Origin of the sequence: Tahibacter soli (assembly GCF_025717065.2) — a bacterium.
Taxonomy (GTDB): domain Bacteria; phylum Pseudomonadota; class Gammaproteobacteria; order Xanthomonadales; family Rhodanobacteraceae; genus Tahibacter; species Tahibacter soli.
The window spans coordinates 293716-311189 of sequence record NZ_JAOVZO020000003.1; the positions used below are offsets into that span (position 1 = coordinate 293716).

The 17474-nt window shown below is 69.2% G+C and carries 15 protein-coding genes; 8 read left to right on the forward strand and 7 right to left on the reverse strand.

Features of this window, described 5'->3' with window-relative positions; genetic code table 11:
• Both OD750_RS03660 and OD750_RS03665 read right to left on the reverse strand, forming a co-directional pair.
• Nucleotides 1-2049: an endonuclease gene (locus OD750_RS03660; protein ID WP_263542852.1), complete on the reverse strand. Its 2049-nt coding sequence runs from the start codon at nt 2047-2049 to the stop codon at nt 1-3.
• A 251-nt stretch (nt 2050-2300) separates the two neighbouring features.
• Complete coding sequence (locus OD750_RS03665; RefSeq protein ID WP_263542853.1) at nt 2301-2969, reverse strand: FMN-dependent NADH-azoreductase; 669 nt, start codon at nt 2967-2969, stop codon at nt 2301-2303.
• Nucleotides 2970-3064: 95 nt separating this feature from the next.
• On the opposite strand from OD750_RS03665, the gene OD750_RS03670 reads away from it, so the two are divergent.
• Entirely contained in the window at nt 3065-3985 is a 921-nt protein-coding gene (locus OD750_RS03670) for a LysR family transcriptional regulator (protein WP_263542854.1), read from the forward strand.
• Here OD750_RS03670 and OD750_RS03675 read toward each other — a convergent pair.
• The 3 genes from OD750_RS03675 to OD750_RS03685 all read right to left on the reverse strand — a co-directional run bounded on the left by OD750_RS03675 (nt 3973) and on the right by OD750_RS03685 (nt 5284).
• Complete coding sequence (locus OD750_RS03675) at nt 3973-4773, reverse strand: NIPSNAP family protein (RefSeq protein WP_263542855.1); 801 nt, start codon at nt 4771-4773, stop codon at nt 3973-3975. The two genes, OD750_RS03670 and OD750_RS03675, sit on opposite strands and share 13 nt — an antisense overlap.
• Nucleotides 4774-4896: 123 nt before the next feature.
• Nucleotides 4897-5079: a hypothetical protein gene (locus OD750_RS03680; protein WP_263542856.1), complete on the reverse strand. Its 183-nt coding sequence runs from the start codon at nt 5077-5079 to the stop codon at nt 4897-4899.
• Between the two features lie 22 nt (nt 5080-5101).
• Nucleotides 5102-5284, reverse strand: coding sequence for a hypothetical protein (locus tag OD750_RS03685; RefSeq protein WP_263542857.1), 183 nt, complete (start codon nt 5282-5284; stop codon nt 5102-5104).
• A 215-nt stretch (nt 5285-5499) separates the two neighbouring features.
• On the opposite strand from OD750_RS03685, the gene OD750_RS03690 reads away from it, so the two are divergent.
• Complete coding sequence (locus tag OD750_RS03690; RefSeq protein ID WP_263542858.1) at nt 5500-5664, forward strand: hypothetical protein; 165 nt, start codon at nt 5500-5502, stop codon at nt 5662-5664.
• Between the two features lie 118 nt (nt 5665-5782).
• On the forward strand, nt 5783-6256 hold the full coding sequence (locus OD750_RS03695) for an aminoacyl-tRNA deacylase (RefSeq protein ID WP_263542859.1): 474 nt from the start codon (nt 5783-5785) through the stop codon (nt 6254-6256).
• Nucleotides 6257-6269: 13 nt separating this feature from the next.
• Here the strand turns inward: OD750_RS03695 and dinB are convergent, their stop codons facing one another.
• Nucleotides 6270-7379, reverse strand: coding sequence for a DNA polymerase IV (dinB, locus tag OD750_RS03700; protein ID WP_263542860.1), 1110 nt, complete (start codon nt 7377-7379; stop codon nt 6270-6272).
• Nucleotides 7380-7835: 456 nt separating this feature from the next.
• Between dinB and OD750_RS03705 the strand changes: the two genes are divergently transcribed.
• The 5 genes from OD750_RS03705 (at nt 7836) to OD750_RS03725 (ending at nt 17169) form a co-directional block, all read left to right on the forward strand.
• Nucleotides 7836-11144 (forward strand): VIT domain-containing protein, encoded by a 3309-nt coding sequence (locus tag OD750_RS03705; protein ID WP_263542861.1) that lies wholly within the window; start codon nt 7836-7838, stop codon nt 11142-11144.
• Between the two features lie 128 nt (nt 11145-11272).
• Nucleotides 11273-11659 carry a hypothetical protein gene (locus OD750_RS03710; RefSeq protein ID WP_263542862.1) on the forward strand — a complete coding sequence of 129 codons (387 nt, stop codon included), beginning with the start codon at nt 11273-11275 and terminating at the stop codon, nt 11657-11659.
• Between the two features lie 120 nt (nt 11660-11779).
• Nucleotides 11780-13042, forward strand: a complete 1263-nt coding sequence (locus OD750_RS03715) for a TolC family protein (protein ID WP_263542863.1) — start codon at nt 11780-11782, stop codon at nt 13040-13042.
• Nucleotides 13039-13983: an efflux RND transporter periplasmic adaptor subunit gene (locus OD750_RS03720; protein ID WP_263542864.1), complete on the forward strand. Its 945-nt coding sequence runs from the start codon at nt 13039-13041 to the stop codon at nt 13981-13983. The genes OD750_RS03715 and OD750_RS03720 overlap by 4 nt, the downstream gene beginning before the upstream one ends.
• Nucleotides 13984-14016: 33 nt before the next feature.
• On the forward strand, nt 14017-17169 hold the full coding sequence (locus OD750_RS03725; protein WP_263542865.1) for an efflux RND transporter permease subunit: 3153 nt from the start codon (nt 14017-14019) through the stop codon (nt 17167-17169).
• Nucleotides 17170-17248: 79 nt separating this feature from the next.
• On the opposite strand, the gene OD750_RS03730 is transcribed toward OD750_RS03725, so the two are convergent.
• Complete coding sequence (locus OD750_RS03730) at nt 17249-17461, reverse strand: hypothetical protein (protein WP_263542866.1); 213 nt, start codon at nt 17459-17461, stop codon at nt 17249-17251.
• Between the last annotated feature and the right edge of the window lie 13 nt (nt 17462-17474).

Sequence of the window (17474 nt, forward strand, 5' to 3'; positions counted from 1 at the left end):
CTACGGCGACTCGAATCCGTTCGCGAAAATCGCATCGTTCACGACCGGGCACTGCGTGTTCGTGAAGACGCAGCGCACCCACTCCGGGTGGTCGATGTACGGATTGCGGTTGTGCTGGTACGAATACACGACTTCGTTGCGCAGGCGTTCGAGTTCGTCCGGCGGATCGGCCTCGTGCCATGCGACGAGATCGGACTTCATGCCCATGTACGCGATCGTCGCCGCGACGCCCGAGGCGGTCGTCTGAATCAGCGCCTCGTCGTCGGTGACGATCAGCTGGGGTTCGGGCTGGCCGCTGGCGGCGGTGCCGCCGTCGTAGCGCGTATCCATGTACAGAATGGCGCGCGCGACGTCGCCGCGGCGGTGGTCCCACACCTCCCAGCGCAGACTCGAGCGCCAGTTCGAATGGCCCGCGCCGCCGAAGCCGCCGTAGGCCTGCGTCGGCCGCTCGGCGCACGTGCCCGTGCCGGCGCAGGTGCCGAACGGCCGGTTGCCGCGGCTCTGGTTGTACGACGCGTCGGCCATGTACAGCATGTGGCAGTCGGTGAACGGCGCATACGGCTGGCCGCCCAGCGATTCCACGTCGTTGAAGCCGTACGAGTTCGGCCACGTGTGTTCGCGGTTGAGACTCGCGCTCGTCTTCGCATAGGTTTGATTTTTATACACGTCGACGACGTTGGCCGGATTCGCCGGATCTTCATCGGCCGCGCGCAGGATCGTCCACGTGTTCACCGCGCCGCCGGAATACGGATACGCGGTGTGGTTTCTGATACGCCCGTGCAGCCACGCCGCCAGCGCCGGGCCGCTCGAGGTGTCGGCGCCGGCGTAGTAGTCGTTCGTGTCGGCCGCCGTGTCGAAACCGACGACGACGTCGGCGGCCATCGCGTGGATCGTGCCGTCGACGTCGTGCACGCGATCGGCGCGGATCGTGAAGACGCAGTGTTCGATCGCGGCGAAGTCGGCGGCCGGATCGAGCGTGTAGTTCGCGCCGCTGCCGCTCACCGCGGCGGTGTGCGCGCCGCTCGTTGCGCAGGTCAGCGTGAACCAGTCGGCATCGAGCGTGACGCTTTCGGTGAACGTCACCTGCAGGTTCGCCGCACGCGGAAAGCCGATCGCGTTCGGCGTCGGCGACGTGCTGGCGACGGCCGGCGGAACGTCGCCGGGTATCGTCGCGAACGAGAACGCGTAGTCCTGCGCCATCGCGTCGGGGGTGCCGTCGAGGTCGGTCACGCGGTCTGCCGCGACGGTGACCGTGCAGGTTTCGCCGATCGCGAAATCGATGTCGGGATCGAGCGTGCGCGCATTGCCGGTGCCCGACGCCGTTGCGGTGTGCGAGCCGCTCGCCGAGCACTGGATGTCGAACCAGTCAGGCGCGGTGTCGACCGGTTCGGAGAACGCGATCGACAGAGTCGCCGCGAGCGCGACGCCGGTCGCGGCATCGGCTGGCACGGTCGACGCGACCGTCGGTGCGATGTCGGGCGGCGCGCCGAACGTCTGGCCGGCGTTGCACGCGCCCATGCTCGCGGGCGCGACGCCCTGCCACGCGAAGTCGGCATATTGCGTGCCGTTGCCGGTCAGGCGCAGCGACGACGTTGCGGGCGTCGCGTTCTCGGCCTCGGAGACGCCGATATCGACGCTCGTCATGCCGTTCGCCGGACCGTTCGTCGCGACGAACACGCCTTCGTAGCTCAGAAACTGGACGACCTGACCGCCTGCGTCCACGAGCGCGAGACCGTCCGGCGAGCCGTTCTGCAGGCCGGCAATCGGCACGGACACGACGCCGTAGCCGCCGCAGTTCGCGGGAATCGCGCCGCTCAGCGTCGTGGCCGTGCCGTACGTCACGCCGCCGTTGCCGTTGTACGGATGGATCTTCCAGCCGGTCAGGTCGAAACCCGCGGGGCCGGCGATTTCGAGGCCTTCGTTCGCGTCGGTGCTGACGTTGTCGTAATGCAGCTCGTTGATGAACACCGTCGTCGCGGCGGCGTTCGCGGCCGCGACGCACAGCGTCGCGAAAAGAGCGCGGCGAGCCGCTCCGATGGACCTGCGCATGAACTATCCCCTGATTCGTCGCCGCCCCGTACGCGGCCTTGCGCGACGCCTTTCCAGCCGTCAGCGCGTGTTTTCTTTCGAATGCGTACAGCCGAGTACGCATTGATGCCGGGCGACCGCCGAGGTCGCGCTATACGGCATCGTATCTACGGTTTTTGACGGTTGCATGTGCGGACGCAGCATGCAGGGGATTGAGTACCTACCAAAAGGTACGCTTCAGGCGGGGTCGATAAACCGCGGTTGTGCTTCGATCAGGCGGCGCGTGCGGACTCGGCGCAATCGCGCTGCAGCCGCTCGACCAGCGCCGGCACCGCGGCGTGCGCCCGGGCGATCGAAGCCTCGTGCCGCGCGTCGCGAAATTCCTGGTATTCGATCGCGATCGAATGCGACGCGGCGACGCCGAGATACGGCGCGACCGATGCGAGGTGCGGATCGAGCTGATTCTTGTGCGCGCGCACGCCGCCCGGCGCGAAGCCGAATTCGCCGCGCGAACTCAGCACGACGAGCGTCTTGCCGGCGAGGATCGGCTCGATCGGAAAATCGCCGCGCGCGAGATCGAACGTGAACGTGCGGTCGATCCGCATGACATTGTCGAGCCACGCCTTGAGCGCGGCCGGCATTCCGTAGTTGTGCATCGGCACGCCGAGCACGATCACGTCGGCGGCGGCGAGTTCGTCGATCAGTTCGTCCGACGCGGCGAGCGCCGCTCGCTGGTCCGGCGTGCGCTGCGCCGGCGCGGTGAACGCGGCGGCGATCCAGGCCTCGTCGATGAACGGCGGCGGCTGCCGGCCGACGTCGCGGGCGATCACGCGATCGCCGGGACGGCGCGCGAGCCAGGCGTCGACGAACTGCCGGGACAGGCGGCGCGACAGCGAACGTTCGCCGCGCGGGCTGGCGTCGAGATGCAGCAGGCTGGTCATCGAGAATCCTCACGTTGATGGCGTGAATTCACGATAACATGGGGCAAATCTATCGATTCAGACGCCAAATGTCCGATCTTTCACAACCACCTGTCTTGAATGACCTGTTCGGCGACGGCGGCGGCTCGGCGTTGCTCGCGTTCGTGCGTACCGCGCACGACGGCAGTTTCGCGAAGGCGGCCGAACGACTCGGCATCAGCGCGTCGGGTGTTGCCAAGGCGGTGCAGCGCATCGAAACCCGCCTCGGCCGGCGCCTGTTCGCGCGCACCACGCGCAGCCTGAGCCTGACCGAAACCGGCGCCGTGCTGCTCGTGCATGCCGAGCGCATTCTCGAAGCGGTCGAGGCGACCGAGGCCGCGCTCGCGCAGGCCGCCGGCAGTCCGCGCGGCGCGCTGCGCATCAGCGCGGCGCCGGGCATCGGCCGCGCGGTGCTGCTGCCGGCGCTGGGCGAGTTCGTACGGCGCTGGCCCGACATCCGGCTCGACGTCGTATTCGAAAGCCGCACGGTCGATCTCGTCGCCGACGGCTACGATCTGGCGCTGCGCACCGGCGAGGCGGCCGATTCGTCGCTGCGCGGCCGTCGCCTCGGCGACGATGCGCCGCTCTTCGTCGCCGCACCGTCGTATCTTGTGGAAAAAGGCATTCCGAAAAAAATATCCGATCTCGCCGGGCACGCGTGCGTCCGCTATCGCAATCCGACGAGCGGCCGCGTGCAGCCGTGGCCCGTCGACGCGTCCGCGGCGGCCGTGCCGGCGACGATCTGCTACAACGATCCCGAAGCGATACGCCTCGCCGCGATCGCGGGGCAGGGCATCGCGCTCGTCGCCGCGTGCGAAGCGTGTGCGTCGATCGAACGCGGCGACCTCCAAAGCGTGCTCGCCGACGCGCTGCCGCACGATCGACGCCTGCCGGTGTGGCTGCTATGGCCGGCCGACCGGCAGGCGCTGCCGAAGGTGCGCGTGTTCGTCGATTTCGTCGCCGGCGTATTCGAGCGGGCGCTCGGTCAGCGCCACTGAGAACGCGCGGTTGGCGCAAGGCGCAAGGTATCAGGGGCTTTCGCGAATCGTTCGCGCAATGGCGGTTCGAGCGCTTTCCAGCGTTCCGACGCCGCGAGCCTGGCGCGGTACGCGTCGTACGCTGCGGCGTCGTCGAAGCGCGCGAACCAGACGTACGCGTTCTCGCCTTCGCGCACCGGCAGCTTGAACGTATTGCGCGCCGTTTCGTTTTCGAATCGCGCGATCGGCGCGCCGCCCGCGGCGGCGAACAGCGGTGCGAGTTCCTGCGCGAACCAGCGGTCGAACTCGGCGGTCAGCGGCGACTTGCCGTACCAGATCGTTCCGACGATCAGCGTTGGCGGCACCTCGGTCGCGCCTTGCGGCGGGCGCGGACGGTCGAGCGCGCTGCCGCCCTCGCGTACCGCGGGGCGCAGCAGCAGCACGTTGTCCGAATCGATCATCGTCGCGTTCGCGGCGTTGCGATGGGCCTGCCAGACCGGGCCCGAATAGAACGCGTTGAGCGCCTTGTCGCGCGCGACCATGTCGGCGAAGCCGCGAATCCAGACGAAGCGGTCGGGGTCGTCGAGATCGCGAAACTGCGCGTGGACGACCATGCCTGCGGCTTCCTGGCTGTCCACGAACTCGCGGTCGAACAGTTCGATCAGCACGTCGCGCTTGCCGGGGTGCAAGGCGTACTGGCGCAGTTCGTATACGGTGCAACATTCTGCAGAAGCGGGCGTCGCGGAATGCGCGTCGGCGGCGAGCGCGACGACGGAAGCGGCGGCGAAACGGCGCAGGGAATCGGACACGGCAAACCTCGAAACATCGGCGAAGGCGCCAACGATGCGCGGTGCGCGCCGCTCGCGAAAGGACCGCTTCGCGCGCGGTTGCCGTAACCACAAAACAGGGCGGAAAACGAGGAATTCTCTCGTTCAGGCCGAGCTTTGCAGTTTCCGACGCTGATGCGCCATGACCTCGTCGGCCATGCGCACGAGCGCGGCGAGCGAACGGTTGTCCGGCTCGGTGCGCAGGCGTTCGCGCAATTGTTCGATATCGCCTTCGGCGTTGCGGAGCCAACGTTTTTCGCGCAGTGCGCGACGAGCCTCGAGTCCCATGAGACGGTCCTGTCCGAGCGATTCAGGCGGCGGGTATCAGTTTAGCTTTTTCATTCGTGACGAGTCCGTCGACCGTCTCGATCCACGCGCGCAACTGAGCGTTGCCGGGATCGCTCGCGAGTTCCGCGCGGGCGATTTTCATGTAGTCGTCGAAGCGCGACAGCGCGCGCAGTTCGGCGAGGGTCTTGCGGGCTTCCGGACGCATGGCGTTTCCTCGTTTCCTTCGAGCCGATTCATGAGAACTGTGGCGATCGCGCGCCGAACATCTCACTGCGGCTAAAGCACGGCGCGCTGCAGCGCGCCGGCCTCCTGTGCTGCATCGGTCGGCCGGGACTTAGTTCATCCCATCAGTGTTGCGGCCGTCCCTTGACCGCCACGGTGCCCTGGGCCTCGCGATGCGGCGCCAGGGTACCGATACGCATGACGGCGCGCATCGGGGCTTTTCGCAGCGTCGGCTCGGAAATTTCCGATTTTTCGCCTGAACCGCCGCCGACCGTTTTCGAGCGGATCGCCCAGGCCGCCGTCGGAAAGTGCCGATGCGCCGACCGGCGGCGTTCGCTTTTGCCAGCCGGTCGCGTGGAGTAAGCTGGTCCGGCGACGCCGCCACGCCGGCGCGCGCCACGCTCGCGGGGCAGGAAGGCCCGCGCTCGCCGCTAGCCTGGCCGCTTCCTGCGGACTTGGGACCGGCCGCGGAGGACCGGACATGTCCGAGCCCCGTCTCCTGAAGTTGCTGCACGACCGGAAGCTTCCGTTCGAAACGATCCATCACGCGCGCACCGTCACCGCGCAGGAAACCGCCGCGAGCGCGCACATCGCCGGGCGCGAACTCGCCAAGACCGTCATGGTGAAACTCGACGGCCGCCTGGCGATGATCGTACTGTCGGCGTCGCAGCGCCTGGACCTCGACCGCCTGCGTGAAGCGACCGGCGCGCGCCGCGCCGAACTTGCGCAGGAATCGGAGTTCGCGCCGCTGTTCCCGGACTGCGAAGCCGGTGCGATGCCGCCGTTCGGCAACCTGTACGGCATGGACGTCTACGTCGAGCACAGTCTTGCCGATGACGACGAGATCGCGTTCAACGCCGGCACGCACACTGAACTGATCCGCATCCCGTTCGCGCTGTTCGAGCAGCTGGTGCAGCCGAGGCACCTGCGGCGCGTGCACCGAATGACGCACTGACCGGCGCGCGCGGCTATTCGCCGAACAGGTCGGCCTGGCCCGCGGTCGCGTCGTGCGCGTCGACGAGGCCGGTCAATGCGACGCCGACGAGCCGGTAGCGCGTGGCGTCGCCGTCGTCCACGCGTGTGCGCAGCGCGCACGCGACGTCGGCGAGCGCCTGCGCGGACGCCGGCAACTGCGCCGGCGTCACGCTGCGCGTGAGCGTGCGGAAATCCGACGTCTTGAGTTTGAGCACGATCGTGCGCGCGACGCGGCCGGTTTCGCGCAGGTATGCCGCCCAGGTCGATTCGGCGAGGCGGCGGATTTCCGGTTCGAGTTCGGCGAGGCGCAGGTCGCGCGCGAATGTGTCTTCGCTCGACACCTGCAGCGTCGGCCGGTCGGGTACGACGGCCGTTTCGTCGATGCCGTGCGCGAGTTCGGCCAGGCGCCGGCCCCAGCGGCCGAAGCGCTCCTCGAGCGCCTGCGCCGGATAGTCGCGCAGCTGCCCGACCGTGCGCAGGCCGAGCGCTTCGAGCTTCGCGTCCATCACCTTGCCGACGCCGGGCAGCCGCGCGACCGGCAGCGGATCGAGAAACGCCTGCGCGTCGCGCGGGCGGATCACGAACAGGCCGTCGGGCTTGCGCCAGTCCGACGCGATCTTCGCGAGAAACTTGTTCGGCGCGACGCCGGCCGATGCGGTCAGCCGCGTCTCGTCGCGAATCGCCGATCGGATGTGTTCGGCGATCGCCGTCGCCGACGCGAGAGCGGTTTTCGGCGCCGTGACGTCGAGATACGCCTCGTCGAGCGACAGCGGTTCGACGAGGTCGGTATGCCGCGCGAAGATCGCGCGCACCGAGAGCGACACCGCGCGGTAGCGCACGAAGTCCGGCGGCACGAACACCGCCTGCGGGCACAGTCGCTCGGCGCGCACGGCCGGCATCGCCGAGCGCACGCCGAACTGGCGCGCCTCGTAGCTCGCGGCGCAGACGACCGAGCGCGCGCCGCGCCAGGCGACGACGACCGGCCGGCCGCGCAGGCCCGGGTCGTCGCGCTGTTCGACCGAGGCGTAGAACGCGTCCATGTCGACGTGGATGATTTTTCGGGTCGGGTCGGACACGGCGGGCGGCGGCTTGCGATGGCGCATGGTAGCAACGGCGCGGGTTTCCAACAGGCGCAAATCCGCCCGCTATCGGCCGCGGCGGCCGGCGCGGAAGCCGTTTTCAATATCGCGCGAATCCGGTGAGAGAATTTTTGAAGAGCCGTCACATAACTACCAATGCGCCGCTGCGAGCGGCCGGAATCGGGCCCGGAAGGCCCATGGACGCCCTGGACGGCGGCCGGTCGCTCGCCGCTGCGCATCACGTTTTGACGAGCGTGGGGAGTGCCGAAGCCTCGACGACAGGATGCCTGTCGGGGCTTCGGCACATTTCCGTTCGCATCGCGCTCGCGCCGCCGTTGTGTCTTCGAACGGCCGGCAGACGCGTTCTCGCCTCCTCGAATCGTCCCGCCGCCGTTCCGGCGTAAGCTCGCAGCGTCACCGCGCAAACCCCGCCGTGTACGCCGCCGCGTTGCCGGGACACCACTCGCGAGGATTCGACGCATGACGACCATCGGAAAGGTTTTCGTCGCAACGCTGTTGGCGTTCGCAGGCTCGGTTGCCGCGCAGCAGCAAATCGCGCCGCCGGACACGCCGCCGCGCGGCGCGCAGGTCTGGCTCGACCCGTCGCTCGGCCAGCTGCAGCCGATCCAGCTGCACGACGTGGCGATCAGCGTGCAGATGCAGGGCTTCATCGCCAGCACGCGCATCGACCTTACGTTCTTCAATCCGAATTCGCGCGTGCTCGAAGGCGAACTCGTGTTTCCGCTCGCCGAAGGCCAGAGCATCACCGGCTACGCGCTCGAAGTGAACGGAAAATTGAGACAAGGCGTGGTCGTGGAAAAAGAAACCGCGCGCGTCGCGTACGAGTCGACGGTGCGCCGCGGCATCGATCCGGGCCTCGCCGAACTCACGCAGGGCAACGTGTTCCGCACGCGGCTGTACCCGCTGCCGCCGAACGGCACGAAGCGCGTGCAGCTGTCGTTCGACCAGCCGATGCAGGATCTGGGCGCGCAGTACCGCTACGTGCTGCCGCTCGCGCTCGACCAGCCGGCGCGGCGTTTCAAGGTGCATGCCGAGGCGATGCTCGCCGAGGTCGCGCCGACGGCGAGCGATGCCGGCGGCGCGCTGACGTTCGAGCGCTGGCGCGACAGCTTCGTCGCCGATCTCGAACGCACCGATTTCAAGCCCGGGCGCGAACTCGCGTTCAACGTGCCCAAGCCGAAGACGCCGGTCGCGGTGTTCAGCGTGCCGGACGCGCTGGAACCCTCGTGGCAGCATTTTGCCGCGCAGGTGCAGTCGGCGCCGCCGGCCGCGACGAAGACGCCGGTCGCGCCGCGCCGCGTCGCGCTGTTCTACGACGCATCGGGCAGCGCCGCCGGCCGCGACCGCGCGCGCGAACTCGATTTTCTCGCCGCGTGGTTCGCGCAGATCAAGGACACGACGGTCGATCTCGTCGCGTTCCGCAACGACGCCGACCCGGTGCAGACGTTCGCGATCCGCGGCGGCGACATCGCCGCGCTGCGCAGGGCGATCGACGCGCTGCCGCTCGACGGCGGCAGTTCGTACGGCGCGATTCGACCGGCGAATGCGCCGGATCTCGTCATCGTCGTCGGCGACGGCCTTTCGAACTTCGGTCCCAGCGAGCCTGCGCTCGACGGCGTGCCGCGCCTCGTGTTCGTGCATGCCGCGCAGCGCTTCGACGCGGCCCGCCTGACGCGCTGGGCGCAGCGCTACGGCGGCCAGGCGGTCAATCTGCTGGCGACCGATCGCGACGCCGCGCTGCGCCAGGTCGGCGCCGCGCGCTGGCTGCTGCAGTCGACGAAGGTCGTCGCCGGCGAATGCCGCGATCTCGCGCCGCGCGCGCCGCGGCCGGCCGCCGCGACGTTCAGCCTGTACGGTGCCTGCAGCGCCGGCGCGAAGCTCGAACTGACGTTCGGCGACGGCGCGGGCGCGACGCTCGCGCGGACGATCGCACTCGGCGACGGCGCGACCGTCACGCACGGCAAGGTGCTCGAACCCGAGCGCACCGCGTTCGTCGAGCGCCTGTGGGCCGTGGCGCGCATCGCCGACCTCGACAACGAGGAAGCGCGCGACGCTGGCGCCATTGTGGAACTGGCAAAAAAGTACGGTGTGGTGACCGCCGACACGTCGATGCTCGTGCTCGATCGCATCGAGGACTACGTGCGCTACAAGGTCGAGCCGCGCGAACCCGAACTCGCCGACGAGTACCGCCGGCTGCTCGCCGTGCAGCCCAAAGACGTCTCCGAAGATGCCGCGCGTGCCGCGCATCGCTCGATCGTCCTGACGCAGTGGACCGAGTTCAAGGAATGGCATGCGCGCCGGCATCCGTGGCTCGAAACGGTGCTCAAGCCCGTCGCCGACGACGAGGCGGCGCGCTGGAACGCGCTCGGTGCGTCGAAGGACGCGCGCGGGCACGCCGACGAGGCGCGCGCGCTCGCCAAGCAGGCGGTCGCGCTGCAGCAGCGCTGGCCGAAGGAAGGCGCCGCGCCCGAATCGCGCGCGGCGTGGGAGCGCGAGGCGGCCGAGACGATGTTGAAGCTCGATGCGCTGCGCCAGACGCGGCTCGCGCTCGCGCCGGGTTCCGACGCGATCAAGGGCGAGAGTGAAGAAGGTCGCGGCGGCGCGCAGGCGCTCGGCGGCGCGGCGCCCGGCACGATGCGCGCCCGCGAACAGACGCGCGCGGCGAACGCGCCGGTCGTCGTCGCGGAGGCCGCGCCGGCCGCTTCGCCGGCGCCGGCGCCCCCGCCGCGCGAGATGGCCTTCGCCGAGCCGGAACTGGCGAAGGCCGTCGCCGACGACGCGGACAAGAATGTCGCGCCGAAACCGGCCGAGGATCGCCGCAGCGCGCCGGTTGCGATCGAACTGGCCGACTGGGATCCGGCGACGCCGTACCTGGCCAAGCTGCGCGCCGCGAAAGATCCGTACGCGGCGTATCTCGCCGAGCGCGACCGGCTGGTCAAGTCGCCGTCGTTCTTCCTCGACTGCGCGAACTATTTCCGCAACGAGGCGAAGGATGCGCGCCTCGCGCTGCGCGTGCTGTCGAATCTCGCCGAGATCGACTTCGACAGCGCGCCGCTCTTGCGCGTGCTCGCCTACCGTTTGCAGCAGTGGGAACGTTTCGACCTCGCCGTGCCGCTGTTCGAGCAGGCGCTCAAGCTGCGCGGCGAAGAACCGCAGAGCCGCCGCGACCTTGCGCTCGCGCTGTCGCGCCGGCCCGACGCCGACTACGCGCGCGCCGTCGCGCTGCTGTGGGAAGTGATCGACCGCCGCTGGGACGGCCGCTTTCCGGACATTGAAACGATCGCGCTGCACGAACTCAACGATGTGATCGCGCGCGCGCCGCGCAGCCAACGTGCCGCGCTCGATGCGCTGACGAACAAGCTCGGCATCGACGCGCGTCTGCTCGAGGCCGTGCCGGTCGACCTGCGCGTCGTGCTGAGCTGGGACGCCGACAACACCGACATCGACCTGTGGGTGATCGACCCGACCGGCGAGGCGACGAGCTATCAGTCGCCGCGCAGCCGCACCGGCGGCCGCATCAGCCGCGACTTCACCGGCGGCTACGGCCCGGAAGTGTTCACGATCCGTCGCGCGCTGCCCGGCACGTACGTCGTCAAGACGCACTATTTCAGCAACCGCCAGCAGACGCTGACCGGTCCGGCCACGCTGCAGCTCGAATTCCTGACGCGTTTCGACACCGGCGACAGCAAGCGCAAGGCGGTGACGCGGCGCCTGGAGAACGTCAACGGGGATATCGAGATCGGGCGGTTTACGGTGGGGGCGGAGTAGTGCGAGAGGCGCCTGCGATTGAAGGCAGGCGCCGCTTTTCGATGTTCGTCTTCGACTTTGCTTGAGCGGACGCGAGAAGCGCCGAATGGAATTGTCTAACATCGCGTCCAGCTTGTAGATTCGCGCCCATGTTCGCGTCCCGACCCGCCCTGATCAGCCGTCTGCGCCGCCGCCTCGCCGGCGTCGCGTGGCTGTTCGTGCTGCTCGTGCTCGCCAAGGGCGCCATCGCCACGGCCTGCGCGAGCGACGGTCTGGCGCTGTCCGACGCCGCGGCGCCCGCCGCGGTCGTCGCGACGTTCGACGTCGCCTCGAGCGCGCTGTCGGACGATGCGAGCGACCCGTGCTGGCACGCCGGTTCCGGCGGCTGCCATTGCTCCTGCGTCCACGTGACGCCGCTGGCCCCCGACGCACCGGGCGTGCGCGGGATCGCGAATGCGCGCGTCGCGTTCGCGCCCGACGGCGCGGTCGAACGCGTCGCGCCGCGCGACGACCACCTGCGACCGCCGATCGCCTGATCGATCCTGTACGCGGCGTCGGCGGCGCCTTGCCGCGTTCCGCAATACACGCCGCGTGCCGCGACGTTCGCGTTGCGCGGTTCGGTCGCGCGTCTATTCCACTTTGCATAGAGTTGCACAATGATTCGTTTCCGATTCGGGGGCGTCGCTCTCGTGGCGTTCCTCGCCGCCGCGCCGTTCGCGGCGAGCGCGCAGGACGCATTGCCGCTGCGCGAGGCGCTGGCGCGCACGCTCAGGTCCAATCCCGACCTCGCCGCCTACCAATACGTGCTCAAGGCGCAGGACGGCCGTATCGACCAGGCCGGCCTGAAGCCCAACCCGACGCTGTCGGCGTCGCTCGAAAACGTGCTCGGCACGGGGCAGGTCAAGTCGTTCGACAACGCCGAGCTGACGCTGTCGCTGAGTCAGCTGATCGAGCTTTCCGGCCTGCGCGGCAAGCGAGTCGCCGTTGCGCGCGGCGAACGCGCGGCGCTCGAGGTCGACGGTCATATCCGCCGTCTCGACGTCGTCGCCGACACGGCGCGCCGCTTCGTGATGCTGGCGAGCCAGCAGGAGCAGCACCGGCTGACGCATCAGGCCGTCGAACTCGCGGAGAAGACCGCCGCGGCGGTCGACCGGCGCATCAAGGCCGCGAAGTCGCCGCTCGCCGAACAGGAGCGCGCGGCCGTCGCGCTCGAACGCGCGCGCAACGACGACGCGCACGTCGAACACGAAATACTCACCGCGCGCTACGCGCTCGCCGCGGCGTGGGGCGCGAGCGAGCCCGACTTCGAGCGCGCGAGCGCCGATCTGTACGACCTGGCGACCGTCGGTTCGTACGACGAACTCGTGGCCGGTCTCGCGGCGACGCCCGACCTCGAACGCTATCTCGCCGAGGCGCGCCTGCGCGAATCGGAGGTGACGCTGGCGCTTGCGAGCGCGAAACCCGGCATCGAAGTCGGCGTCGGCCTGCGCCGGCTGCAGGGCTCGCGCGATACCGCGCTGACGTTTTCGCTCGCGATGCCGCTGCCGGTCTACAACCGCAACCAGGGGCTCGTCGCCGAGGCGCAGGCGAAGAAGTCCGGCGCCGAAGCCGGCCGCGAGGCGGCGCTGGTGAAGGCGCGCACGTCGCTGTTCGGCTACTACCGAGAGCTCGTCGACCGGCGGCGCGAAGTCGAAGCGCTCGCGCAGCGCGCGCTGCCGAGCGCCGAGTCGGCATTGAAGAACACCGAGTACGCGTACGAGCGCGGCCGCTACGGCTATCTCGAATTCGTCGACGCGCAGCGCGAGCTGCTCTCGGTCAGGCGCAGCCTGATCGACGCCGCGACGCAGTACCACCTGACCCTGATCGAAATCGAACGCCTGACCGGCACCGGTCTCGCCGACGCAAGGATGACGCCATGAAGATTTCCGTCCACGCCGCCGCGGCGGCGTTCGCGCTGCTCGGCCTCGTCGGCTGCGGCGAATCGCAGACGCCGCCGGCGGCGCCCGCCGCGCAGGCGGACGAGCACGAACCGGAACGAGGGCATGCGGAAGCGCTGAAACTGACGCCGCAAGCGCGCGAGGCCGCCGGTCTCGTCGTCGCGCCGGCCGGCCCCGCGTCGCTGGTCGAAACGGTGCCGTTGTACGGATTGATAAAACCGAACGCCGAGCGCATGCGCAGCGTCACCGCGCGCTTCCCGGGCGTCGTGCGCAGCGTGTCGGTGAAAGTGGGCGACACGGTGCGGCAAGGCCAGTCGCTCGCATCCGTCGAAAGCAACGAAAGCCTGCAGGTTTACTCCGTGCCGAGCCCGCTCGGCGGCGTCGTGACCGAGCGTTTCACGAATCCCGGCGAGCAGGCCGAAAGCTCGCCGCTCCTGACGGTCGCCGACCTGTCGACCGTCTGGATCGAGCTGTCGCTGTTTCCGCGCGACCGCGGCCGCGTGCAGGTCGGCCAGCGCGTGCGCGTGCAGGCGACCGAAGGCGGGCTCGCGGCCGACGGCAAGGTCGTGTTCGTGTCGCCGCTCAGTTCGAGCGCGACGCAGAGCCTGACCGCGCGCGTGCTCGTCGACAACACGAGCGGCCTGTGGACGCCGGGCCTGTACGTGCGCGGCGAAGTCGCCGTAGCGGAAGCCGCGGTGCCGCTCGCGGTGCCGGTCGCGGCGCTGCAGGATCTCGAAGCCGGCGCGTCGGTCTTCGTCGACACGCCCGAAGGGTTCGAGCCGCGAGCGGTGAAAACCGGCCGCAACGACGGACGCAACGTTGAAATCGTGGAGGGAATTTCCGCGGGCGAAAACGTCGTCGGCGAAGGCAGCTTCGTGCTCAAGGCAGAACTCGGCAAGGGAGAGGGCGAGCATGGCCACTGAGTCGAAGGTGCGTCGCCGCCTCGGAGGTGCGCCGTGATCGACGCCGTACTCCGCTTTTCCATCGCGCGCCGCGGCTTGGTCATGGTGTTCGTGCTCGGCCTCGTCGCGCTCGGCGTGTACCACTACCAGCGCCTGCCGATCGACGCGGTGCCCGACATCACCAACGTGCAGGTGCAGATCAACACGCAGGCGCCGGGCTACACGCCGCTCGAAGTCGAGCAGCGCATCACGGTGCCGATCGAAACCGCGATCACCGGCCTGCCGCATCTGGCGTATCGCCGTTCGCTGTCGCGCTACGGGCTGTCGCAGGTGACCGTCGTGTTCGAGGACGGCACCGATATCTACTTCGCGCGCAATCTCGTCAACGAACGATTGCAGCAGGCGCGCAGCCGGCTGCCCGAATCGGTCGAACCGGCCATGGGGCCGATCGCGACGGGCCTGGGCGAAATCTTCCTGTACACCGTCGAGGCCGATCCGAAGGCGCGGCAGCCCGACGGCCGCGCGTGGGATTCGATCGCGCTGCGCAGCCTGCAGGACTGGGTGATCCGACCGCAGCTGCTGCAGGTGCCCGGCGTCACCGAAATCAACAGCATCGGCGGCTGGGCCAGGCAGTACCACGTGATGCCCGATCCCGCGCGGCTGCTCGCGTACGGGCTGACGTTCGACGCCGTCGCGCAGGCGCTCGAGCGCAACAACGCGAATCGCGGCGCGGGCTACATCGAGCGCAACAAGGAACAATTGCTCGTGCGCGTGCCGGGTCAGGTGCGCGGCGTCGACGACATCAAGCGCGTCGTCGTCGCGACGCGAGACGGCGTGCCGATCACCGTCGACGCGATCGCCGACGTCGGCATCGGCAAGGAACTGCGCACCGGCGCGGCGACCCGCGACGGTCACGAAACCGTGCTCGGCACGGCGATCATGCTGATCGGCGCGAACAGCCGCACGGTGTCCGAAGCGGTGGGCAGGCAGCTCGCGATCGTCAACGACAGCCTGCCCGAGGGCGTCGCCGCGGTGCCGGTGTACGACCGCACCACGCTCGTCGACAGGACGATCGCCACGGTGCGCAAGAACCTCGTCGAAGGCGCGCTGCTCGTCGTCGTGATCCTGTTCCTGCTGCTCGGCAACCTGCGCGCGGCGCTCCTGACCGCGCTGGTGATTCCGGTCGCGATGCTGATGACGATCTCGGGCATGGTCGAAACCGGCGTGTCGGCGAACCTCATGAGCCTGGGTGCGCTCGACTTCGGCCTGATCGTCGACGGCGCGGTGATCATCGTCGAGAACTGCCTACGGCGACTGTCCGAAGCGAGCCACGGCCGCGCCGGCGCGATGGCGCTGCGCGAGCGGCTCGACCTCGTGTACGACGCGACGGCCGAGGTGATCCGCCCGAGCCTGTTCGGTATCGGCATCATCGCGGCCGTGTATCTGCCGATCTTCGCGCTCGAGGGCGTCGAGGGAAAAATGTTCCACCCGATGGCGCAGACCGTCGTGATGGCGCTCGTCGCCGCGCTGCTGTTGTCGCTGACGCTGATTCCGGCAGGCGTTGCGCTGCTGTTTCGCGGGCCGGTCAGGGAGCACGAAAATCCGCTGTTGCGCACGCTGCGGCGCGGCTACGAGCCGCTGCTCAAGTTTGCGCTGCGCGCGCGCGTCGGCTTCATCGCCGCGGCGGCCGCGTTCGTCGTCCTCTGCGGCGTGCTCGCCTCGCGCATGGGCACGGAGTTCGTGCCGAATCTCGACGAAGGCGACTACGCCGTGCAGGCATTGCGCATTCCGGCGACGAGCCTGACGCAGTCGGTCGCGTTCCAGCGCCAGATCGAAACGCGGTTGTTGCAATTTCCCGAAGTAAAAACGGCGTTCGCGCGCACCGGCACGGCGGAAGTGGCGACCGATCCGATGCCGCAGAACATCTCCGACGGCTACGTGATGCTGAAGCCGCGCGACGAGTGGCCCGATCCGTCGAAAACGAAGGCGGCGCTCGCCGAAGAGATACAACGGGCGCTCGAGCAGTTGCCCGGCAACGCGTACGAGATGAGCCAGCCGATCCAGCTGCGCTTCAACGAGCTGATTTCCGGCGTGCGCTCGGATTTCGCGGTGAAGATCTACGGCGACGAGCTCGACCAGCTGCTCGCGACCGGCAGCGCGATAGCCGCCGTGCTCAAGCGCATACCCGGCAGCGCCGATCTGCGCGTGGAGCAGGTGACGGGCCTGCCGGTGCTGTCGGTCGAGCCCCGGCGCGAAGCGCTCGCGCGCTACGGTCTCGCGCTCGACGACGTGCAGGCCATCGTCGCGACGGCGATCGGCGGACGCGAAGTCGGCCAGGTGTTCGAGGGCGACGCGCGCTACGACATTCAGCTGCGGCTGCCCGAATCGGGCCGCGAAGATCTGCGCGTGCTCGAACGCTTGCCGATACCGCTGCCGTCGGCGGGCTACGTGCCGCTCGCGGAAGTCGCGAACCTGACGATCGCGCCGGGGCCGAACCAGATGAGCCGCGAGAACGGCAAGCGCCGCATCGTCGTGACCGCGAACGTGCGCGGTCGCGATCTCGGCGGCTTCGTCGACGAAGCGCAGCAGGCGATACGCGACCGCGTGAAACTGCCGACGGGCGTGTGGCTCGGCTACGGCGGCACGTTCGAGCAGCTCGAATCGGCGAGCAAGCGCCTGGTCGTCGTCGTGCCGGTGACGCTCGCGCTGATCCTGGGTCTGCTGATCCTCGCGTTCAACTCGGTCAAGGACGCGCTCGTGATCTTCAGCGGCGTGCCGCTCGCGCTGACCGGCGGCGTGCTCGCGCTGTGGCTGCGCGACATTCCGCTGTCGATCTCGGCCGGCGTCGGCTTCATCGCGTTGTCGGGCGTGGCGGTGCTCAACGGGCTCGTGATGGTCAGCTTCATACGCAGCCTGATGAGCGACGGCCGCACGCTCGACGACGCGATCGTCGAGGGCGCGCTGACGCGTCTGCGCCCGGTGCTGATGACGGCGCTCGTCGCGAGCCTCGGCTTCGTACCGATGGCGCTCAACACCGGCACCGGCGCGGAAGTGCAAAGGCCGCTCGCGAGCGTCGTGATCGGCGGCATCGTGTCGTCGACGCTGCTGACGCTGCTCGTGCTGCCGGGCCTGTTCCGCATCGCGCATCGGCGCGACGCGCAGGCGGTCGGCGACGGTTTGCCGCCGGCGGCGGCGACCGCGGCGTAGCGCAAGACGACCGGCGCGACGATGTTCGCGCCGGTCGTTGCGGCTATCGGCCGAAGGCAACGATCAGTCCGACGACGAGTCAGGCCACGATCCACGCGACGCACCACGACATCACGTCGCCGATGCGCTCGCGTCGACCGCGCTCGGCCCGACGCCGCCGCGTGCGCTCGCGAAACGCCGGCGAGAAAAACCACAGCACCGGCCCGATCAGCGCGGCGAGGGGTTGGGCGAGGTCGACGACGGACAGCAACGAGGGTAGGGCCATGCCTGCGACCCTGCCGGTCTTGCGCATTGCCGCAATCGGC